At 52.5% G+C, this 20,763-nt stretch carries 23 protein-coding genes; 12 read left to right on the top strand and 11 right to left on the bottom strand.

Features of this window, described 5'->3' with window-relative positions; genetic code table 11:
* The first annotated feature begins 38 nt into the window (after nt 1-38).
* A complete protein-coding gene (gene tcdA / locus AAZR23_RS18655) occupies nt 39-854 on the top strand; it encodes a tRNA cyclic N6-threonylcarbamoyladenosine(37) synthase TcdA (protein ID WP_166706991.1) in 816 nt (271 codons plus the stop codon).
* A 5-nt stretch (nt 855-859) separates the two neighbouring features.
* Here the strand turns inward: tcdA and csdE are convergent, their stop codons facing one another.
* A complete protein-coding gene (csdE, locus tag AAZR23_RS18650; protein ID WP_218427411.1) occupies nt 860-1,306 on the bottom strand; it encodes a cysteine desulfurase sulfur acceptor subunit CsdE in 447 nt (148 codons plus the stop codon).
* 9 nt (nt 1,307-1,315) lie between these two features.
* The gene (gene csdA / locus AAZR23_RS18645; protein ID WP_434694286.1) at nt 1,316-2,527 is read right to left on the bottom strand and encodes a cysteine desulfurase CsdA; all 1,212 of its coding nucleotides are present in this window, start codon (nt 2,525-2,527) and stop codon (nt 1,316-1,318) included.
* Between the two features lie 510 nt (nt 2,528-3,037).
* Between csdA and AAZR23_RS18640 the strand changes: the two genes are divergently transcribed.
* The 3 genes from AAZR23_RS18640 to rlmM are packed head-to-tail and all read left to right on the top strand — an operon-like array spanning nt 3,038 to nt 5,476.
* On the top strand, nt 3,038-3,964 hold the full coding sequence (locus tag AAZR23_RS18640) for a transcriptional regulator GcvA (RefSeq protein WP_046894173.1): 927 nt from the start codon (nt 3,038-3,040) through the stop codon (nt 3,962-3,964).
* A gap of 26 nt (nt 3,965-3,990) precedes the next feature.
* Nucleotides 3,991-4,386 (top strand): DUF423 domain-containing protein, encoded by a 396-nt coding sequence (locus tag AAZR23_RS18635; protein ID WP_107680648.1) that lies wholly within the window; start codon nt 3,991-3,993, stop codon nt 4,384-4,386.
* Nucleotides 4,379-5,476 carry a 23S rRNA (cytidine(2498)-2'-O)-methyltransferase RlmM gene (rlmM, locus tag AAZR23_RS18630; RefSeq protein ID WP_107680647.1) on the top strand — a complete coding sequence of 366 codons (1,098 nt, stop codon included), beginning with the start codon at nt 4,379-4,381 and terminating at the stop codon, nt 5,474-5,476. Before AAZR23_RS18635 ends, rlmM begins: the two co-directional genes overlap by 8 nt.
* Before the next feature lie 64 nt (nt 5,477-5,540).
* On the opposite strand, the gene AAZR23_RS18625 is transcribed toward rlmM, so the two are convergent.
* From AAZR23_RS18625 to queF, 4 genes are read right to left on the bottom strand one after another with little or no spacing between them, the layout of a single operon-like run.
* Entirely contained in the window at nt 5,541-6,236 is a 696-nt protein-coding gene (locus tag AAZR23_RS18625) for a DUF3592 domain-containing protein (RefSeq protein WP_166706994.1), read from the bottom strand.
* A 20-nt stretch (nt 6,237-6,256) separates the two neighbouring features.
* Complete coding sequence (gene xni, locus AAZR23_RS18620; RefSeq protein WP_434694284.1) at nt 6,257-7,021, bottom strand: flap endonuclease Xni; 765 nt, start codon at nt 7,019-7,021, stop codon at nt 6,257-6,259.
* A gap of 56 nt (nt 7,022-7,077) precedes the next feature.
* Nucleotides 7,078-8,445: a nucleotide 5'-monophosphate nucleosidase PpnN gene (ppnN, locus tag AAZR23_RS18615; RefSeq protein WP_434694282.1), complete on the bottom strand. Its 1,368-nt coding sequence runs from the start codon at nt 8,443-8,445 to the stop codon at nt 7,078-7,080.
* Between the two features lie 60 nt (nt 8,446-8,505).
* Nucleotides 8,506-9,357 carry an NADPH-dependent 7-cyano-7-deazaguanine reductase QueF gene (queF, locus tag AAZR23_RS18610; RefSeq protein ID WP_434694281.1) on the bottom strand — a complete coding sequence of 284 codons (852 nt, stop codon included), beginning with the start codon at nt 9,355-9,357 and terminating at the stop codon, nt 8,506-8,508.
* A 108-nt stretch (nt 9,358-9,465) separates the two neighbouring features.
* On the opposite strand from queF, the gene syd reads away from it, so the two are divergent.
* The 4 genes from syd (at nt 9,466) to AAZR23_RS18590 (ending at nt 12,032) form a co-directional block, all read left to right on the top strand.
* Nucleotides 9,466-10,017, top strand: a complete 552-nt coding sequence (gene syd, locus AAZR23_RS18605; protein WP_112550048.1) for a SecY-interacting protein — start codon at nt 9,466-9,468, stop codon at nt 10,015-10,017.
* A 415-nt stretch (nt 10,018-10,432) separates the two neighbouring features.
* Nucleotides 10,433-10,756 (top strand): YqcC family protein, encoded by a 324-nt coding sequence (locus AAZR23_RS18600; protein ID WP_052926351.1) that lies wholly within the window; start codon nt 10,433-10,435, stop codon nt 10,754-10,756.
* A gap of 8 nt (nt 10,757-10,764) precedes the next feature.
* A complete protein-coding gene (gene truC, locus AAZR23_RS18595; protein WP_434694362.1) occupies nt 10,765-11,541 on the top strand; it encodes a tRNA pseudouridine(65) synthase TruC in 777 nt (258 codons plus the stop codon).
* 41 nt (nt 11,542-11,582) lie between these two features.
* A complete protein-coding gene (locus AAZR23_RS18590) occupies nt 11,583-12,032 on the top strand; it encodes a flavodoxin (RefSeq protein WP_046892779.1) in 450 nt (149 codons plus the stop codon).
* Nucleotides 12,033-12,087: 55 nt separating this feature from the next.
* On the opposite strand, the gene AAZR23_RS18585 is transcribed toward AAZR23_RS18590, so the two are convergent.
* From AAZR23_RS18585 to map, 5 genes are all read right to left on the bottom strand, one after another.
* Nucleotides 12,088-12,474, bottom strand: a complete 387-nt coding sequence (locus tag AAZR23_RS18585) for a DUF3461 family protein (RefSeq protein WP_004237217.1) — start codon at nt 12,472-12,474, stop codon at nt 12,088-12,090.
* A 106-nt stretch (nt 12,475-12,580) separates the two neighbouring features.
* Nucleotides 12,581-13,405 carry a 2,3,4,5-tetrahydropyridine-2,6-dicarboxylate N-succinyltransferase gene (gene dapD, locus AAZR23_RS18580; RefSeq protein WP_004242209.1) on the bottom strand — a complete coding sequence of 275 codons (825 nt, stop codon included), beginning with the start codon at nt 13,403-13,405 and terminating at the stop codon, nt 12,581-12,583.
* A gap of 37 nt (nt 13,406-13,442) precedes the next feature.
* On the bottom strand, nt 13,443-16,097 hold the full coding sequence (gene glnD, locus AAZR23_RS18575; RefSeq protein WP_434694277.1) for a bifunctional uridylyltransferase/uridylyl-removing protein GlnD: 2,655 nt from the start codon (nt 16,095-16,097) through the stop codon (nt 13,443-13,445).
* A gap of 84 nt (nt 16,098-16,181) precedes the next feature.
* Nucleotides 16,182-16,898 carry a hypothetical protein gene (locus tag AAZR23_RS18570; RefSeq protein ID WP_218427423.1) on the bottom strand — a complete coding sequence of 239 codons (717 nt, stop codon included), beginning with the start codon at nt 16,896-16,898 and terminating at the stop codon, nt 16,182-16,184.
* Nucleotides 16,899-16,974: 76 nt separating this feature from the next.
* Complete coding sequence (map, locus tag AAZR23_RS18565) at nt 16,975-17,772, bottom strand: type I methionyl aminopeptidase (RefSeq protein ID WP_054425207.1); 798 nt, start codon at nt 17,770-17,772, stop codon at nt 16,975-16,977.
* An 88-nt stretch (nt 17,773-17,860) separates the two neighbouring features.
* On the opposite strand from map, the gene AAZR23_RS18560 reads away from it, so the two are divergent.
* The 4 genes from AAZR23_RS18560 (at nt 17,861) to pyrH (ending at nt 20,695) form a co-directional block, all read left to right on the top strand.
* On the top strand, nt 17,861-18,001 hold the full coding sequence (locus AAZR23_RS18560) for a hypothetical protein (protein WP_166707002.1): 141 nt from the start codon (nt 17,861-17,863) through the stop codon (nt 17,999-18,001).
* 133 nt (nt 18,002-18,134) lie between these two features.
* The gene (rpsB, locus tag AAZR23_RS18555; RefSeq protein WP_004242214.1) at nt 18,135-18,854 is read left to right on the top strand and encodes a 30S ribosomal protein S2; all 720 of its coding nucleotides are present in this window, start codon (nt 18,135-18,137) and stop codon (nt 18,852-18,854) included.
* Between the two features lie 140 nt (nt 18,855-18,994).
* On the top strand, nt 18,995-19,846 hold the full coding sequence (tsf, locus tag AAZR23_RS18550; RefSeq protein WP_046892783.1) for a translation elongation factor Ts: 852 nt from the start codon (nt 18,995-18,997) through the stop codon (nt 19,844-19,846).
* Nucleotides 19,847-19,966: 120 nt separating this feature from the next.
* Nucleotides 19,967-20,695, top strand: a complete 729-nt coding sequence (gene pyrH, locus AAZR23_RS18545; RefSeq protein ID WP_107680637.1) for a UMP kinase — start codon at nt 19,967-19,969, stop codon at nt 20,693-20,695.
* The last annotated feature ends 68 nt before the right edge of the window (nt 20,696-20,763 follow it).

Below are 20,763 nucleotides of genomic sequence, written 5' to 3'. Positions count from 1 at the left end.
CGTCATTTCTGTCATTTTTCACCGCAGGTTTCTGTATTATGCAAACCCTTTTATCTGATGCTTATCTGCAGCGTTTTGCCGGTATCGGGCGTCTTTATGGTCAGCAGGCACTCCGTTTATTTGCCCGCTCTCATTTTTGTGTTGTCGGCATCGGCGGTGTCGGCTCGTGGGCAGCGGAAGCGCTGGCGAGAACCGGAATCGGTGCTATTACACTGATTGATATGGATGATGTGTGTGTGACCAATACCAACCGGCAGATCCATGCGATGCAGGGAACCGTCGGGCAGCCGAAAATTGAGGTGATGCGGGAGCGGATTCTGGCGATTAATCCGGAGTGTGAGGTGCATTGCACGGATGATTTCGTCACCCCGGAGAATGTCGCGGAAATGATGAGCCCCGGATTTGATTATGTGATTGATGCTATCGACAGCGTCCGCCCGAAAGCGGCTCTGCTGGCCTATTGCCGGCGCAACAAAATTCCGCTGGTGACCACCGGCGGTGCGGGCGGGCAGATTGATCCGACACAGATTCAGGTCGCGGATCTGGCCAAAACCTTGCAGGACCCGCTGGCGGCAAAACTGCGTGAGCGTCTGAAATCAGACTACGGTGTGCGCAAAAATGGTAAAGGACGTCTCGGGATCGATTGTGTCTTTTCGACAGAGCCGCTGCGGTATCCGCAGGCGGACGGCAGCGCGGCCTGCGGGATGAAAAACAGCGCGGAAGGCAGTATGCGGATGGATTGTGCCGCCGGGTTTGGTGCTGCGACCGTGGTGACGGCATCCTTTGGTTTTGTGGCGGTTTCTCACGCACTGAAAAAACTGGTGGCAAAAGCAGAGCGTGCCGCCGCGGAATAAGCCGGTCAGGCGCTGAAACGCTGCGCGACAGCACGTGCGGCATCAATCAGTGCCTGAATTCCGTTCTGTCTGGACTGGCTGAGCTGCGCGCTCAGTCCGTACTGCTCATACGCTGCTGATAAATCAGCGGACAGCAGCGCCTCCGGTGTCAGCCCTTCCGCTTCAGTCAGTAATACCGCCAGAAGACCTTTGACAATCCGCCCGTCGCTGTCACCCCAAAAATGCAGCGTGCCGTTGCTGCTGAGTGCACCATCCAGCCAGACACGGTTTTCACAGCCTTTAATTTCAGTTTCTTCACGTTTATTTTCCGGCGGCAGCGCCGGTAACTGACGTGCCAGCATCACCAGCTGACGGTATTTTTCTTCCCACGAGCGGCAGGCGGAAAAGGTTTCCGCAAGCTGCTCACGGCGGATAGTGTAGCCGAACGGATGTGCCGGAAATGTGTGTGTCATTTTTTTCTCTCAGTCGTCAGCCAGGATTTCAAGGGCAAATTGCACGGCCTGAACCAGCAGGCGGATATCATCCGGCTGATTATACGGCATAAAGGAGGCCCGCAGGCAGCCTTCCGTATCCAGTGCCTGACACAGCGGCTGTGCACAATGCTGTCCGTGGCGCAGGGCGATATTTTTCTCCGCCAGCAGTGTGGCGATATCACTGTGATGAATACCATCGATATTAAAGGCCAGCAGCGGGCTGCCGGGGCTGCGGTAACTGCGGAAACCGGGCAGTGACGCGAGCTGCTGCTCCGCACTGTCACACAGTGCAATGGTGTAATCATGGGCGGCGGTGAGATCGATTGTATCCAGCCAGCGCAGCGTTTCCCCGAATGCAGTGACACCGGCAACGTTTGGTGTGCCGGCTTCAAAACGGGCGGGAACCGGCGCGGGGGTAAAGCTGAAAAAATCGGTGTCTGTCAGCATCTTGCCGCCGCCCTGCCACGGCTGCATATCACTGAGCAGTTCCGGGCGGCCGTACAGAACACCCAGCCCGTTCGGGCCATAGAGCTTATGGGCTGAAAATGCATAGAAATCGACATCACAGAGCGTGACATTCAGCGGATGATGAACCACGCCCTGAGCACCGTCAGCGACAATCAGCGCACCGTGCTGATGCGCCAGTTGTGCCGCGCGGGCGATATCCGGCCGGTATCCGGTAACATTAGACATCTGCGTGATAGCCACCAGCCGGGTGCGCGGTGACAGCAGGGCTGCCAGCTGATCGCAGCAAAGAGTTCTGACCGCCGTCAGCGGCCATTTCACCAGTTTTGCCCCGGTCTGCTGTGCCAGCATGATCCACGGGATCAGGTTGGAGTGGTGCTCAAATTCACTGACAATGATTTCATCCCCCGGTTGCAGACGCGGGCGGAAAAAGCCCTGAGCTGCGAGATTAAGGGATTCGGTCGTGCCTTTTGTCCAGATACAGCTGCGGGCATCCTCCGCCTGAATCAGTTGCCGTACGGCTTCGCGTGCCTGCTCAAACTGCTCAGTGACGGCTCTGGCCTGCCGGTGATGGCTGCGGTGAACAGTCGCGCCGCTGTTATTCTGATAATAGCGGGCGGTTGCCTGTATCATCACATCCGGTTTAAGCGCAGTGGCTGCGCTGTCGAGAAAGACAGTGTCACCGGAAGTCACGGGAAAGGCGCGGCGGAATGTATCGGGAGAGAAGGTTTTCATCAGTGTAACCAACAGCTGTCTGAGATAAACAGAACTTATGCAAAAAGTGCGGTATCCGGTACATCAGAGGCGGCAGCCTGCCGGTGACCGGCCGGATCGCAGCGGTAGCACCGTCAGCGACGGTTTACTATAATCAACATCGTGGCAGCTTTCCAGACGGGGAAAAGGTATCTGCGGGCGGAAGGCAAAAAAAAGCACCGCAATCGGCGGTGCATTCAAAAAATCACTATGGACAGACAGGGTAAATGTACAGGAAGTGAAAAAAACAGTAGCTTAAGCTACTATGTCCGGAACTCCCGGACAACTTGCAAACACAACATCACAACCACATAGCCAAAAGTTTTGCAGTATCGCTACCGTTCAACTTTTCGTTCCGGCTTAGGAAGTGGGCATACTATAGGTATTTGCTGGTGTATCATCAAGGGACAATTTATAATGCTTCGGATTACAAAAACTAATCCAGACTAAACTTACGTTACCGGTATCCGGATCAGACAGAAAAACCAGAAAATGTCCAAACGATTGCCTCCGCTCAATGCTTTGCGTGTCTTCGATGCTGCCGCCCGCCATTTAAGTTTTACTAAGGCGGCGGAAGAACTTTTTGTGACTCAGGCCGCCGTGAGCCATCAGATGAAAAGCCTGGAAGATTTCCTCGGGCTGAAATTATTCCGCCGCCGGAACCGTTCGTTGTTGCTGACGGAAGAGGGGCAGAGTTATTATCTCGATATTAAGGAGATCTTCTCAGCGATAAATGATGCCACGCGCAAACTTCAGGCACGCAGTGCCAAAGGAGCGCTGACCGTCAGCCTGTCACCGAGTTTCGCTATCCAGTGGCTGGTGCCGCGTCTTTCCGGTTTCCATCAGGCCTATCCGGGGATTGATGTGCGTATCCAGGCGGTCGACCGCGAAGAAGATAAACTGGCCGATGATGTGGATGTGGCGATTTTTTACGGCAAAGGTAACTGGCCGGGTCTGCGGACAGACCGGCTGTATGCGGAGTATCTTATACCGGTGTGCGCGCCGTCACTGATGACCGGTGAACGACCGCTCAAAACGCTGACCGATTTGTCGTATCATACACTTCTGCATGATTCATCCCGCCGTGACTGGCAGGCGTATATCCGCCAGGCGGATTTACAGCAGCAGGTCAATGTGCAGCACGGGCCGATTTTCAGCCACAGTGCGATGGTGATTCAGGCCGCAGTACACGGACAGGGCGTGGCACTGGTCAATAATGTTATGGCAAAAAATGAACTGGATGCCGGTCGCCTGGTGTGCCCGTTTAAAGATATTCTGGTCAGTAAAAATGCGTTTTATCTGGTGTGTCAGGACAGTCAGGCTGATTCCGGTAAAATCGCAGCATTCCGTCAGTGGATTATGGCGCAGGCGGCGAGTGAACAGGAAAAACTAGGTTGGATGACAAGTGAGCAGGATTAACCTGAACATCACATAAGGTATGGCAAATGAATAGTCGGTTGATGTTAATTTTTGCCGGTTTCAGCGGCTTTTTTTATGTTGCATTCGGCGCGATCGGATCGCACCTTTTAACGCCGTTACTGGCAAAGCACCAGATGGACTGGATTAATCTGGGTCTCCAGTACCAGATCTCACACACACTCGCTTTGATCGGTCTTGCCGCTGTGCTGATGCGCAAAGTGGTCTTGTGGTTTTACTGGAGCGGACTGTTTTTCGGGATCGGCATTTTGCTGTTCTCCGGCAGCTTGTATTGTATGGCGCTGTTACAGATGAAATATTTTGCCTATTTTACGCCGGTTGGCGGGGTAAGTTTCCTGTTAGGCTGGTTTTGTGTATTAATTGGCGCATTGCGTCTAAGGAAAGTGGCTTCCGGCCATGAATAAAATAGCATTATATTGCCGCCCGGGTTTTGAAAAAGAGTGTGCGGCAGAGATTACGGATAAAGCCGGTCGTCTTGAGATTTTTGGTTTCCCGCGGGTTAAAGAGAACAGCGGTTATGTCATTTTTGAATGTTATCAGCCGGATGATGCCGATCGCATTGCAAAAGAGATCCCGTTTAAAGAACTGATTTTTGCCCGCCAGATGATCGTTATCGGCGAACTGCTGAAAAATTTACCTGAAAACGACCGGATCACACCGATCATGGGGATGCTGACCGGTGTGGTTGAGCGTGCCGGTGATTTGCGCGTCGAAGTGCCTGATACCAACGAAGCCAAAGAGCTGATGAAGTTCTGCCGTAAATTTACGGTGCCGCTGCGCTCGGCATTGCGTCAGGAAAAACTGCTGCTGGCGAAAGAGAACCGGGGACGTCCGGTTATCCATGTCTTCTTTATCGCTCCCGGCTGCTGCTATGTCGGTTATTCGTATTCAAATAATAACTCGATGTTCTACATGGGCATCCCGCGTCTGAAATTCCCGTCAGATGCACCGAGCCGCTCCACGCTTAAGCTGGAAGAAGCGTTCCACATGTTTATTCCGTATGACGAGTGGGAAGAGCGTCTGGAAGGCGGATTACAGGCGGTGGATCTGGGTGCATGCCCGGGCGGCTGGACGTATCAGCTGGTGAAGCACAGTATGCGTGTTCAGGCGGTCGATAACGGCCCGATGGCAGAAAGTCTGATGGATACCGGGCAGGTACGTCATCTCCGCGAGGATGGTTTCAGGTTTGTGCCGACCTCCAAAAATATTACCTGGCTGGTCTGCGATATGGTGGAAAAACCGGCAAAAGTGGCTGCGCTGATGACCACCTGGATGGTTAACGGCTGGTGCCGTGAGATGATTTTCAACCTCAAACTGCCGATGAAAAAACGCTATGAAGAGGTATCGCATATCCTCGAAAAAATGGCAGCTGAAATGAAAGAGCAGGGCGTAAATGCGCTGATCCATGCGAAGCATCTGTATCATGACCGTGAGGAAATTACGGTACATGTTCAGCGCGTGTGGGGAGCGTATAACCCGGATCGGGTATTCTGATTTACGTCTGTCAGCGGTAAATATCGTTAAAATCCCGGCGGTTCAGATTGCCGGGATTTTTTTATCACTTTACTGCCGGCAGGAACGAGATATCCATGAAATAGTTATCAGGATTTTTCGTGTCCACATAAACCGTGACAAATTCCTGATGAATAAACGGTGCAGGATCAAACTCAATATTGCGGCTGTAATACCGTTTTACGGTGTTTTCGGCACTGTTGTGCACCTGCGCCACAATCCGGTACGGGCAGCGGCCGTTGATACTGATCATCGTGTTCATGTCTGTGCCGGTGATTCCGGCTTTAACCGGTATGCCCTCGCGCAGCAGACGCTGAGCAGATTTCCCCCGCAGATACATGATAATCAGCGGCAGCGTGCCAACCAGTGCAAATATCACTCCCATCCCGAGAAGGATCACGGCACCGCCGTACAGGCCGCCGAAGGAACGGATAACCGCGTCAGCCGGGATGCCGGGCGGATAAATAACCTCAATGTTGTCACCCGATGCATTGCGGTAGCCGCTGCTGCAATAGGAGGACTCCATGACATACGCGTCCTGTCCGTCTGTGTATTTCACCACCGGGCAGTATGAGATGCCGTTATCCGACCGGTGCACCGACAGATCGATGATTTCTCCGGTGGTTACGATTCCGTTTTTTTCCTGCGAATAACCGGAAAGGTATAAGTAACTGCCGCCCGTCAGCAACAGCAGCCCGGTAACAGCAAAAATCCCGAAAATAATGCGCACTTTCGTAAACACAGGCACTCCGTTTGTCTGGTTTAAGAGATATTACCCGCCGGCAGCCGTAACTGGCTGAGATTACCCTGTAAGTGCAAGTCCCGTTTCAGGGTGGCGACATCACGGCAGCTGTAAGCCATTGCTTTTCCGCCGATCAGTTTCTGACGCCATTTTTCCGGCACCTGGTCAATATTACTGTAGAGTGAGTCCAGATCAGCAAAGGTGCCGAGCAGTGTGGCCGCAGTTTTCGGACCGATACCGGTTATCCCCGGAATTTTGCTGCTGCTGATACCGCTTAAGCCCCAGAAATCCGGCAATTGCTGTGCGGTAACGCCAAATTCCGCTGCAATAAACGGCATGTCGAGCCAGCGTTTCTGGAAATAGTCGCGGATCTGAATCTGCGGGGAAAGCAGCTGGCAGTAGCCTTTATCGGTGGAGACAATGGTTACCCTGTGTCCCGCCTGACCGACTTTGTGCGCCAGTGTGGCTGCGAGATCATCCGCTTCATCCCCCTCGGAATGCCATGCCCGGATACCGTGACGGGCAAACATCTCCCGCAGCAGCGGCAATTCCTGCCGGACAACCTCCGGCATTTCACTGCGTCCGGCTTTGTAACCCGGCAGCAGCTGATGACGCCAGCTGTGGCTTCGGTCGTCTTCATCAAAGACCGTGACGGCATGTGTGGGTTGTGCATGACCCAGGATCTGCATCAGCGCCTGTTCACAGACCAGCAGACCGGACTGGCTCTGCACGGCGTAGATCCGGCGGATCAGATTCATTGCATCGATAATCAGTAAATGGATCATAGTCGCTATATATAATTTCCCCGCCGGCGGCGGGGAAACAGTTCAGAGAAAAAGTATCAGCGGATGATTTCGTAGCATGGCTCGTAAGCGGTGCCACCCGGTAACTTCATCCGGTGCTGCTCAACAAACCCGCGCAGCATCACATCCATCCGCTGCATAATGGCTTCTTCGCCGTGGATTTTGAACGGCCCGTGTTGTGCGATGGCCTGCATGCCGTTTTCTTTCACGTTACCGGCGACGATGCCGGAGAAGGCGCGGCGCAGATCTGCCGCCAGTTTTTCCGGCTCCTGATTGCGGTACAGGTTCAGCGCAGCCATATTTTCATGTGTCGGCTCAAACGGATGCTGCAAATCACCGGCGATTTTAATTGACCAGTTGAAGCTGTAGGCATCCCCGGTGCTGCGGCGGTTATCCTTCACTTCAGGCATGGCGCGCTTCATCACGCGGGCAACTTCCACCGGATCATCAATAATGATCTGATAGTGGCGGGTGGCTTCTTCACCCAGGGTGTTGACCACGAAATCATTGAGCACGCGGAAATAATCGGCGCTCTCTTTCGGCCCGGTCAGCACCAGCGGCAGGACCTGGTCCTTGTTATCCGGATGCATCAGAATCCCCAGCAGATAGAGCAGCTCTTCGGCTGTACCGACCCCGCCCGGGAAGATGATGATCCCGTGTGCCAGGCGGACAAAACTCTCCAGCCGTTTTTCGATATCCGGCATGATGATAAGTTCGTTCACCAGCGGGTTAGGCGGCTCGGCAGCAATAATAGACGGTTCGGTCAGACCGATAAAACGGCTGTTTTTGTACCCCTGCTGGGCATGGCCGACAGCAGCACCTTTCATCGGCGCTTCCATTGCACCCGGCCCGCAGCCGGTACAGATATTCAGTTCACGCAGCCCCAGCTCGTTACCGACTTTACGTCCGTAGAGGTATTCGGTTTCATTGATGGAGTGGCCGCCCCAGCAGACGATCATATTCGGATCTTCATCAATATGCAGGGCGCGGGCATTACGCAGGATAAAGAAGATCAGGTTGGTGATATGCGCGCTGTTATCCAGATTCAGGCCGCGGCAGCGTTCCGCATCGGTGATCTGGGTCTGTACGAACAGGATATCGCGCAGCACAGCAAACAGGTTGGCCTGGAGTGAGCGGATAATTTTACCGTCAACAAATGCATTCTGCGGCGGGTTTACCAGTTCGAGTTTTACTCCGCGCTCACGGCGCAGCACGTTAATGTCAAAATCCGGAAAACGGGACAGTAACTCATGACTGTTATCCATTTTACTGCCGGAATTCAGTACCGCCAGTGAGCAGTTGCGGTACAGACGATACAGGTGACTGCTTGCTGTCCGTTTCAGAACATCAACTTCGAGCTGGGAAAGCAGATCCATAGAGCCTAACGGGCTGATATGTGTGATCAAGTAAAACTCCTTGTTATCCCGTGGATAAATTGTAGTCGTACAGGTTGCGCGCTGTTTGCCTTACTGGCGGGCGAGACGATCCGCAGACGGAGTAAAGTCCGTATTGGTGCGCCACGGATTGATATCCAGTCCGCCGCGCCGTGTATAACGGGCATAGACAGTCAGGGCAACCGGGCGGCAATGTGTGTTCAGATCGGTAAAGATCCGTTCAACGCACTGCTCATGAAACTCGTTATGATTGCGGAATGACACCAGATACCGCAGCAATTTTTCGCGATCAATTTTGGGGCCGTGATACTGTATGGCAACCGAGCCCCAGTCAGGCTGCTGTGTAATCAGGCAGTTTGATTTTAGCAGGTGGCTGACTAACGTTTCCTCAACGACATCGTCATTTTCATTGACGGCATCAATAAGATAATCACTGCTGAACTGATAATCCGTAATCGTAATATCCTGATAATCGATACACTCACCGGTAAAATCAATGATTTTTTGTTCCGCGAACTGATCAGGACGCAGCAGCTGCACCGTGACGTTTCCCTGTGCACAGGCGCTTAAATCCTGTTCCAGGGTACGGCGGACATCATCCGCAGAAGCAAAAACAGTCTGGTTAAAGCTGTTGAGGTAGAGTTTGAAGCTCTTGGATTCGATCAGATTCAGACCGGCGGCATCCAGGGAGACATAGCCGAGTGCAATGCAGGGCACGCCGTTCGGCTGTAACCAGGAGAGCTCATAGAGTGTCCACAGATCCGCACCGCGAAAAGGCAGATTATCCGCATGCAGATGCAGTGCATCCCGGTTGAGGCTGCGCGGCACACCCTGTAACAGGGCGGGATTGTAATGCTGCTCATAACCGGTTTTTTTACCGAGCGTCAGTGACGCCAGTTCCGCCTTTCCTTCATACAGAGACATAAATAACCCTTTTACATCAGGTGAAAAATAGTACCGCCTGTCGCCAATACAGTCTGTCATACGTTACTATAGCGGCATGATACTTTTATGTTTAACAGGTTTTGCGATATGACCCGCACAGTTTCTCAGGCGTTACATCAGTTTACCCGGCATTATGTCGGTTTATGGCAGGAAAAAACAGGTTTACCGCCGATCAGTCACGATCTTTATGGTATTCCTTCCCCGTGTATTATCCGCACCGGTGATGAATGTGTATATTGGGAACCGGCGGAATTCACCGCAGACAAACAGTTGCAGCCGGTTGAAAAAGCGCTGGATATTCAGCTGCATCCGGATATCAGTGAATTTTACACGCAGCAGTTTGCCGGGGATATGCAGGCCGTTTTTGAGGATATTCAGCTCAGTCTGGTACAGGTCTGGAGTGAGGACGATTTTATCCGCTTACAGGAAAACCTGATTGGCCATCTGGTCACGCAGCGCCGTCTGAAACTGCCGCCGACACAGTTTATCGCCACGCTGGAATCGGAATTCGATATGATTTCAGTCTGTAATCTGAGCGGTGAAGTGATCCTCGAAACGTTTGGTACCACAAAGCGGCGGGTGCTGGCAGCGGATACCGCATCGTTTCTGTCACAGCTGACAGCGGTATGCCCGGCATAAATATCACTGACAGCGGTGTGGGATTTTACCGGCAATGACTGTAATACGGTTTGCCGGAAATTCCCGGATTACTGAAAATGATAAGTAAATTCAGATAATTAACTCTGCGTTATCATCGTGATTTACCGCCGGTATTATTGCCTGTCACTGCCGTCTGCGGCATGCTGTCTGCGTTCGTAAGGAAGCGGACGAAAATACACGGAAGTATTTTCAGCAGAGACAGGATGTTATTTTATTAGAAACGAGGGGGATTTTTTCCCCCTCGTTTTTAATCCCCCCGCAAATCCCCGTTATGCCTTTTTATGTCTTCCGGACAGGAATTGATTTTTACTTATCTGACCTCAATGTTACGCTACAGATATCAGCGGCACCGGCTGCGGAAAAATAAATTTTACAGCGTAAACAGGTTTCGGTTATGACAAAACATCAGCAGATTACTGCGATCCTGACGGACATTGAAAATGAAATGCGCGCCGTCGATCTGTGGCAGGGGCAGCCTCCGGCAGCAGAAGCATTTGAGAGTGAACTGCCGTTTGCAGTGGATACCATGAACGCCCACGAGTGGTTACAGTGGATCCTTATCCCGCGTCTGTACGCCATGATTGAGCAGGGCGCTGCACTGCCGTCTGCCTTTCAGATAGCCCCGTATTTTGAAGAGCATTACAGCGGGGATGAACAGGCTGCACGCTATCTGGTGCTGCTTAACCATTTACGGGCACTGGACGGGATTTTCGCGTGACACGATCATTGCAGGACACGTCATTACCGGAAAAGTCACTACCGGAAAAGCTATTACCGGAAAAACCATTACTGGAAATCTGTTATCAGGATGAACATATCATCGCGGTGAATAAACCCGCCGGATGGCTGGTTCACCGCAGCTGGCTTGACCGCCATGAAACGGTCTTTGTGATGCAGACTCTGCGTGACCAGATCGGCCAGCATGTTTTTCCGGTTCACCGTCTGGACAGGCCGACTTCCGGCGTCCTGCTGATGGGGCTGTCGTCTGATGTGGCGCGGCTGCTGTCACAACAGCTTGAGCGGCATGAAATGCAGAAAACTTACCATGCGGTGGTACGCGGCTGGATCGAAGAAGCGGCCACGCTGGATTACCCGCTGGTGGAGGAGCTGGATAAAATTGCTGATAAGTTTGCGGCGGAAAAACCGGCGCAACCGGCGGTGACACACTACCGCCCGCTGGCGAAAGTGGAGTGTCCGGTGGCTATCGGGCGTTATTCCACATCCCGTTTTACCCTGACGGAACTGAAACCGGAAACCGGACGTAAACATCAGCTGCGCCGACATATGCGGCATTTGCGGCATCCGATTATCGGTGATACCGCCCACGGCGATCTGCGTCAGAACCGGGGATTCACGGAACATTTCGGCAGCCGCAGGCTGATGCTGCACGCATCGGAGCTGGCGCTGACACATCCGGTCAGCGGAGAACCACTGGTGCTGCGTGCGGGATTTGATGACGCCTGGCAGCAGGTGGCAAAACAGCTGGGCTGGACATTACCCTGATTTGCTAATAATTTGATTTTACTGATTAAAAAGGACGGATAATGGCACGTATCGGTATTTTTATCGGCACAGTTTACGGCAACTCGCTGGCTGTGGGTGAAGAAGCACAGGCTATTCTGGAGCAGGCCGGTCATGAAGTGGTGTTATTTGATGAACCGGAACTGTCACAGTGGAAAGATTATCTCACGGATGTGGCGCTGGTGATCACCTCCACCACCGGGCAGGGCGATCTGCCGGATAATATCCGCGAACTGTTTGCCGGTCTGCGGGATGACATCGGTTATCAGCCGTCACTGCGCTACGGCATTATCGCACTGGGCGACAGCAGTTATGATCATTTTGCCGGCGGCGGCCGTCAGTTCGATGAGTTATTGCAGGAGCAGCAGGCACAGCGCATCGGGGAGATGCTGGTAATTGACGGCACGGAGGTTGACGCACCGGAAGAGTTCGCTCAGCCGTGGCTGACGGCCTGGGCGGCGCTGGTCAGCTGATGACGGAAAATAACGCCGCAGCAGCCTGACAGCACTGCGGCATTGTTTCATCCGGTTACTTGCGGGTCAGTTTTTCCAGATCACTTTCAATTTCAGCGATCTTATTGGACACCACGTGCTCCAGATGGCGGAGATCGTCCAGGATCTTACGCTTCAGATCGATTTCCGGCATTGCGCTTTCTGTCTGCTGGCAAATGGTATCCAGCTCTTCGATGACATAACGCAGGTTGCTGTTGATCTCGTTAATCTCTTTGAAACCCTGTGCATCCTGAATCGTTTTACGCTGACGCGGATACTTGAACTTCACGCTTTTGGCAAAAAATTCACCTTTATCCTTGCGGAAATAGATTTTCAGAATGTCATTGTTCGCTTCCTGACGAAGTGTGTAGCGATCAATATCTTCAGGATGCGTAATTCCCAGACTTTTTAAATTGTCATACATGTGCGCCACCTATTGATTGTTATTCTGTCCTGTTTCCGCCGGAAATGACGGAAGATAAGATGCACGGATAAAAAAATAGCGGAGTTATTATCCGCTATTTCTGAGATTAGTCTATGGTGCGTAACAATTCATTAATTCCGACCTTGCCGCGCGTTTTTTCATCCACTTTCTTGACGATCACCGCACAATAGAGGCTGTAACGGCCATCTTTTGACGGCAGATTGCCGGAGACAACAACGGAGCCTGCCGGGACGCGGCCGTAGTGAATTTCGCCGGTTTCGCGATCATAGATTTTGGTGCTCTGACCGATATACACGCCCATGGAAATCACGGAGCCGGTTTCCACAATCACCCCTTCCACCACTTCGGAGCGTGCGCCGATAAAGCAGTTGTCCTCAATAATGGTCGGATTGGCCTGTAACGGCTCTAATACCCCGCCGATGCCGACACCGCCGGAGAGATGCACATTTTTCCCGATCTGCGCGCAGGAGCCGACTGTCGCCCAGGTATCGACCATCGTGCCTTCATCCACATAGGCACCGATGTTGACATAAGACGGCATCAGCACGGTATTGCGGGCGATAAATGCACCCCGGCGGGCTGCCGCAGGCGGTACCACACGAAACCCTTCGCGCTCAAAACGCGCCTGGTCGTAATCCGCGAATTTCATCGGGACTTTATCAAAGTAACGGGACTCAGCCCCGTCCATCACCTGATTGTCACTGATACGGAAAGAGAGCAGCACCGCTTTTTTCAGCCACTGATGTGTCACCCAGGTGCCGCCGATTTTTTCAGCGACCCGCAGTTTTCCGCTGTCCAGTAACTCAATCACCTGATTAACTGCATCACGCAGTGCCGGCGTGGCGGTGGCTGGTGTAACGGCGGCGCGATCTTCAAAGGCGGATTCAATAATGGCCTGTAATTGCTGCATCGGTGTTTGTTTCCTTTTATCTGGTGCTTTGATGAATTTACTCTGTTTTATCCTTTGAATTGAGGGCTTTTGTCAACCGTTCAGTCAGTTCTTCCTGAATATTTTTATCCAGCGCTTTATTATCCTTATCCGTCAGAATAAAAATATCTTCGACTTTTTCGCCGGTTGTGGTGATGCGTGCACCGTGCAGCTGAAGCCCGAGTCCGGCAAAAATCTGACCGACCTGCGCCAGCAGTCCGGGTTTATCCAAAGCATATAATTCCATGTAACTGCGCAGGCCGCGTTTATTGTGGATAAATTTTACCCGTGTCGGCACATCAAAATGGCGCAGTTTGGCCGGTGCTGTCCGGGTACGGTGATTCGGCACATAATCGGTGGTGACCGCCCCGGCCAGCGATTTACGGATAGTATTATGGCGGTCAGCAGCGAGCGGTTTGCCGTCCGGTTCCAGCACCACAAAGGAATCCATCGCCATATTGTCGCGGTTGGTAAAAATCTGCGCATTCTGCACACTGAGATTGCGGCGATCCAGCTCGCTGACCACAGAGGCAAACAGGGACGGGCGGTCGTCACACCAGATAAAAATTTCACTGCCGCCGTGACTGCGCTGATTACTGATTAGGATCAGCGGGGATGCCATATCATTTTTCAGCAGTGCGCCGGCATGCCAGGCAAGTTGTTCCGGGGTATGACGCAGAAAATAGTCCGCGTGACAGCGCGACCATAACTGATTCAGTTTTTGCTCATCAGCCCCGTCCTGGCGCAGCAGGGCCAGCGCGCGGTCACGGTGGTGGCGGATACGCTGGCGCAGATTGGGTTTATTGTGCACACCGCGCAGTAACTGGTTCTCTGTGCTGATAAACAGTTCACGCAGCAGACTGCGCCGCCAGCCGTTCCACAAAGAGGCATTGGTTGCCCATATATCGGCAACGGTCAGGCAGATAAGGTAACGGAGCCGCTCTGTACTCTGCACTTCAGCGGCAAACGTACGGATAACTTCCGGGTCCTGAATATCGCGGCGCTGCGCGGTCACAGACATCAGCAGATGTTTCTCCACCAGCCAGCTGACCAAATCCGTATCTTTTTCATTCAGGCCGTGATATTCACAAAACTCCCGCGCATCTGCGGCACCAAGAACGGCATGATCGCCCTGTCTGCCCTTGGCAATATCGTGGAACAGTGCCGCCAGTCGCAGCAATTCCGGCTGCGGAAGTTCCGGATAAACATCCACACACACCGGATGATTCACCCGTTCGGATTCCCGCCCGAATGTATCGATTTTTCCAAGTACCCGCAGCGTATGCTCATCCACGGTATAGGCATGGAACAGATCAAACTGCATCTGCCCGACGATATTACCCCACAGCGGCATATACGCCCCCAGCACGCCATGGCGGTGCATCGGGACAAAAGCAGCACTCACACCGCGCGGATGGCGGAGAATCGCAATAAACAGCTTCCGGGCTTCCGGGTACTCCATCAGCGGGCGGCTGAGGTGACGGCGGGCGAGGCGCAGCCGGCGCAATGTGCCGGAATGAATACCGGTGATGGTGTCATCACAGGCCATCCGGTAAAACATCCGCATAATGGCGGCGGGATCCTCACTGAACAGCGAATCGCGGATAAGCCCGATGCGGTGGCCGTACAGCTGAAAATCGGTATCAAGGGGTTTGGGTGTGTCGTGGTGTCCGGCATGTAAAATCGCTTCGTCGAACAGTTGCAGCAGCATCTCATTGAGCTCGGATACCCGGCGGGTGACACGATAATACGCTTTCATCATCCGTTCGACCGGCTGATTGCGTTCACCGTCATAGCCGAGCTGTTCCGCCACACTGAGCTGACGGTCAAACAGCAGGCGGTTATCATAACGGCTCAGGGACAGATGCAGGGCAAAACGGATACGCCAGAGCATATCCAGACACTCATTCAGTTCTTCCCGTTCGGCATCGGTCAGGAAACCGGAACCGGCCATTTCATACAGGGAGGTCGCGCCGAAATGGCGGCGTGCCACCCAGAGAAGCGTGTGAATATCGCGCAGCCCGCCCGGGCTGCTTTTGATATCCGGCTCCAGATTATAACTGGTGCTGTGATAGCGGTCGTGGCGCTCCTTCTGTTCCGCCAGTTTGGCGGCAAAAAAGCGCGGTGACGGCCAGAAGCTGTCATCAAAGATCTGCCGCTGTAATTGCAGAAACAGGGGTAATGTGCCGCAGATAAGGCGGGATTCAATCAGATTGGTTGCGACGGTCAGATCACCCAGCCCTTCACGGATACAGTCATCCAGGGTGCGGACACTGTGCCCGACGGTCAGTTTCAGATCCCACAGCACGGCAATAAACTCACCGATTTTCGGTGTGAGTGCCTCCGGCAGCGGTGTTCTGCTCAGCAGCAGAATATCGATATCTGACAGCGGATGCAGTTCACGGCGCCCGTAACCGCCGACGGCGACGAGGGCAAAATCCGGAACATCATCAAAACTGAAAAACTGCCACAGGCGGATCAGCAACTGATCGATATAATCACTGCGGGTCAGCAGCAGGGTATGAACCGGATGACCTTCACGGAAGGCGCCGGCCTGCCAGCGGCGGTAATGCTCCAGGTGTTCCCGCAGCACCGGCAGCTGCAAATCATCATCGGTAAAGGATAACGGTGAGGCGGGTTTCAGGGCTGATGCGGTATTCCGGGCATTGTCCATACGGAGTCCTTGTGGCAGAGGCGTTCTGCTGCAAGGGTACTTCGTCAGCGGGGAAATAACCAGTTCTTTGCCGGGCGGGCGGGGTTATATCAGTACCGGGCCGGGGATCGGAACAAACTGTAAAATAATGCGTTTGTTTTCGTCATCCACACGGTAGATCAGATTACTGCGGAAGTAATTATGCAGGACATCACTCAGATTAATATAAGTATCTTCAGCAATCCCGCAGCCGTTACTTTGTCCGTCCGTGCGGCACATGCCCTGATTGACGATATCTTTCAGATACGGGGAGGAGTGCAATATTTCCGGTGCGTTATCATCGGTACTGAAGCTGAACAGCGACCGGTCAGGCGGTGCGGTAAGACGGGTGATGCGGTAGCTTTCTCCGGCATTCAGGTATTGTCTGCTCCCGGTCGCCAGTGCGGCAGTATCAATATTCAGGGCTGAGATGCTGATCCGTCCGCTGAAATAAGGATTTTCTGTCGGCAGCAGAATGTCTTTCGCGTTCGGAAATACCTGCTGAGACAAGGTAATCAGTGTGAAGTAGGAACTGAGACTGCCGGCCGGAACATACACGGACTGGTGATCAAACGCCGGTTTGGTAAAGGCCAGATCAAACAGATTCAGTTCATAAACATTCTGATGGATCAGCACACCGACAGCATACCCGCGCGCGACAAATTCTTTCTGCCACCAGCCGGATGATTTGGTCAGAAAATAGAGCGGCAGCAGCATGATAAGCAGAATCAGTGCGGTAACAGCGATAATGATACCGGCAGATTTCCGGGGGGATGTTGTCATTCCGTTCGTTCCTCAGCGTCCCGGCGGGCGGGGAGGTATCATGCCCGGCCTGTGTGCCGGACATGAAACAGGGCTGTTACTGTGCAACGAGAATGCGGGAAAGTGCGCCTTCTTCATCCTTGCGCAGTGTCATAATCTCACAGCCGTCATCGGTGACAACCAGCGTGTGCTCATATTGTGCGGATAAACCGCGATCTTTGGTTTTGACGGTCCAGCCGTCTTTCATGGTACGGATCCGGTAATCCCCGGTATTCAGCATCGGTTCGATGGTAAATGCCATGCCTTTTTTCAGCACCACACCGCCGTCGTCGCCGTCATAGTGCAGCACCTGAGGTTCTTCATGGAAACCTTCACCGATACCGTGGCCGCAGTAATCACGGACGACAGAGTAATCATGGCCTTCCGCAAATTTCTGGATGGCGGCACCGAGAGTCCGCAGACGGATACCCGGTTTTACCATACGCAGGGCCAGATAGAGGCTTTCCTGCGTTACGCGGCACAGACGTTCGCCCTGAATCGTCGGTTTCCCGGCGATAAACATAGCGGAGGTGTCACCGTGGAAACCGTCTTTGATAACGGTGACATCGATATTCACAATATCGCCGTTTTTTAAGATTTTATCTTCGCTCGGAATGCCGTGGCAGACCACATCATTGACGGAGATACAGACAGATTTCGGGAAGCCGTGATAACCGAGACAGGCGGAAATGGCCTGCTGTTTTTCGGTAATATGCTCGTGGCAGATGCGGTCGAGTTCACCGGTACTGACACCCGGCACAACATGCGGGGCGATAATTTCGAGCACTTCGGCCGCAAGACGACCGGCGACACGCATCTTCGCGATGTCGTCTTCTGTTTTGATTGTGATTGCCATAATTATTGATATCCGAACCGGGAATACCCCGTTGCTTTACTTAGGAAACTGGTACTGAGTCGCGGTATGTTATCAGCCGGAGAAAAAGATGCCAATCATTGCGCGGAAACCCGGCGGACGGCAGGCCGCCGCCGGCATGAAAACTGAAGAAAATGTGGTATCGCTGCTGCTTTTATGGTATAAAGCGCGCCGGCATTCCGTGTATTTTGCCCGGTTGCCGGAAACTTAAATTAACTCAACTGTTATAACACACACGAATCGGCACATGCGCCGGGGTGCTCCGAAGCTTTACGCTGACAGGGAGTCGGAAGCATGGGATTCGTGGAGGCATAACCCCAACTTATTATTTACAGAGGTTTAAAATGGCTACTGTTTCCATGCGCGATATGCTCCAGGCGGGCGTTCACTTCGGTCACCAGACTCGTTACTGGAACCCGAAAATGAAACCATTCATCTTTGGTGCCCGTAACAAAGTGCATATCATCAACCTGGAAAAAACTGTTCCGATGTTCAACGACGCGTTAGCTGAACTGAACAAAATCGCTTCACGTAAAGGTAAAATCCTGTTCGTAGGTACTAAACGTGCTGCAAGCGAAGCGGTACAGGAAGCTGCAATCAGCTGTGACCAGTTCTTCGTGAACCACCGCTGGTTAGGCGGTATGCTGACTAACTGGAAAACAGTTCGTCAGTCAATCAAACGCCTGAAAGATTTGGAAGCACAGTCTCAGGACGGTACTTTTGACAAACTGACCAAGAAAGAAGCGCTGATGCGTACCCGTGAACTTGGTAAGTTAGAAAATAGCCTGGGTGGTATCAAAGACATGGGCGGTTTACCTGACGCTCTGTTTGTTATCGATGCTGAGCACGAACACATTGCAATCAAAGAAGCAAACAACCTGGGTATCCCTGTATTTGCTATCGTTGATACTAACTCTGATCCGGACGGTGTTGATTTCATCATCCCCGGTAACGACGATGCAATCCGTGCAATCAAGCTGTACCTGGGCGCAGTCGCGACTTCTGTCCGCGAAGGCCGTTCACAGGATCTGGCTGTTCAGGCTGAAGAATTAGCCGCTGAATAATCTGAGTCTGCTCTCTGAGCGCTCTTATTAACCAGGTATTGCTGCAAATGGTTAGGGAGCCGTCATGGCTCCCTATACGCATCTGATATATGAACAACTCCCCGCAGAAACAGTTTCTGCGAGCTCATCGAGGAAATAACATGTCTGGAATTACCGCTGCATTGGTAAAAGAACTGCGTGAACGTACCGGCGCAGGTATGATGGAATGTAAAAAAGCACTGGTTGAAGCAAACGGTGATATCGAATTAGCTATCGATAACATGCGTAAATCCGGCCAGGCAAAAGCAGCGAAAAAAGCAGGCCGTGTTGCTGCTGAAGGCGTTATCTTATCTGCGATCAGCGCAGATGCTAAATTCGGTGCACTGATCGAAGTTAACTGTGAAACAGACTTCGTTGCAAAAGATACCGGTTTCCTGGCATTCGCACAGGATATCCTGAACTTCGTTATGGCTGAGAAAACTGCGGATGCAGAAGCTATCGTTGCCAAATTCGAAGAACAGCGTGTTACTCTGGTTGCTAAAATCGGTGAAAACATCAGCTTCCGTCGTGCTGCTATCTTAGAAGGCGACATGGTTGGTTCTTACATGCACGGCGCACGTATCGGTGTTCTGGTTGCTGCTACCGGTGCAAACGAAGAACTGATCAAACACATTGCTATGCACGTTGCTGCAAGCAAACCTGAATATACCAAACCTGAAGATGTTCCTGCTGATGTTGTTGCTCACGAGAAACAAATCCAGCTGGATATCGCAATGCAGTCTGGTAAACCTCAGGAAATCGCAGAGAAAATGGTTACCGGCCGTATGAACAAATTCACCGGCGAAATCTCTCTGACCGGTCAGCCGTTCGTTATGGACCCAAGCAAATCTGTCGGCGACCTGCTGAAAGAAAACAAAGCAGACGTGACTGCATTCATCCGTTTCGAAGTGGGTGAAGGTATCGAGAAAGCTGAAGCTGACTTCGCTGCAGAAGTCGCGGCAATGAGCAAATAATCATTGCATATCAGAGCCGCCGGAAGGCGGTTCTGTTTTATCTGTTGTACCCCTGTTTATCATCCGGGCTTTCGTCCGGGTATCTCTGGCAATAAATTCATCTGTTTAGGACAGAACACCATGGCTACCAATGCAAAACCTGTTTATCAACGTATTCTGCTGAAGCTCAGTGGCGAGGCTTTACAAGGGAATGAAGGTTTCGGAATTGATGCGACTGTACTTGACCGTATGGCGCAGGAAATTAAGGAACTGGTTGAACTGCAGATTCAGGTCGGTGTCGTTATTGGCGGGGGCAATCTGTTTCGCGGCGCAGGGCTGGCCGAAGCCGGTATGAACCGTGTTGTCGGTGACCATATGGGTATGCTGGCAACCGTGATGAACGGCCTGGCAATGCGTGATGCACTTCACCGCGCCTATGTGAATGCACGGCTGATGTCTGCAATTCCGCTCAACGGCGTTTGTGATAACTACAGCTGGGCTGAAGGGATCAGTCTGTTACGTCACGGCCGGGTGGTTATTTTCTCTGCCGGAACAGGCAACCCATTCTTTACCACGGATTCTGCGGCCTGTCTGCGCGGGATCGAAATTGAAGCGGATGTGGTTCTGAAAGCCACAAAAGTGGATGGCGTTTACTCAGCCGATCCGGCAAAAGACCCGGATGCAGTGCTGTATGAAAAACTCAACTATCAGGATGTGCTGGAACGCGAACTGAAAGTGATGGATCTGGCGGCCTTTACCCTGGCCCGTGACCATAACCTGCCAATCCGTGTTTTCAACATGAATAAGCCCGGCGCATTACGCCGCGTCGTGATGGGCGAGAACGAAGGTACCTTGATTTCGCGTGACTAAACGCCGGGACACCGGCGGAATTTGACGGTATCATTTAAACATCGATTCGCCAAAATTATATGCGGGCC

This window comes from Morganella sp. Je.2.23, assembly GCF_051129855.1.
In the GTDB taxonomy this organism is placed as follows: Bacteria; Pseudomonadota; Gammaproteobacteria; order Enterobacterales; family Enterobacteriaceae; genus Morganella; species Morganella sibonii.
Note: the sequence above shows the minus strand (reverse complement) of the source record. Positions and strands in the feature narration are given on the sequence as shown.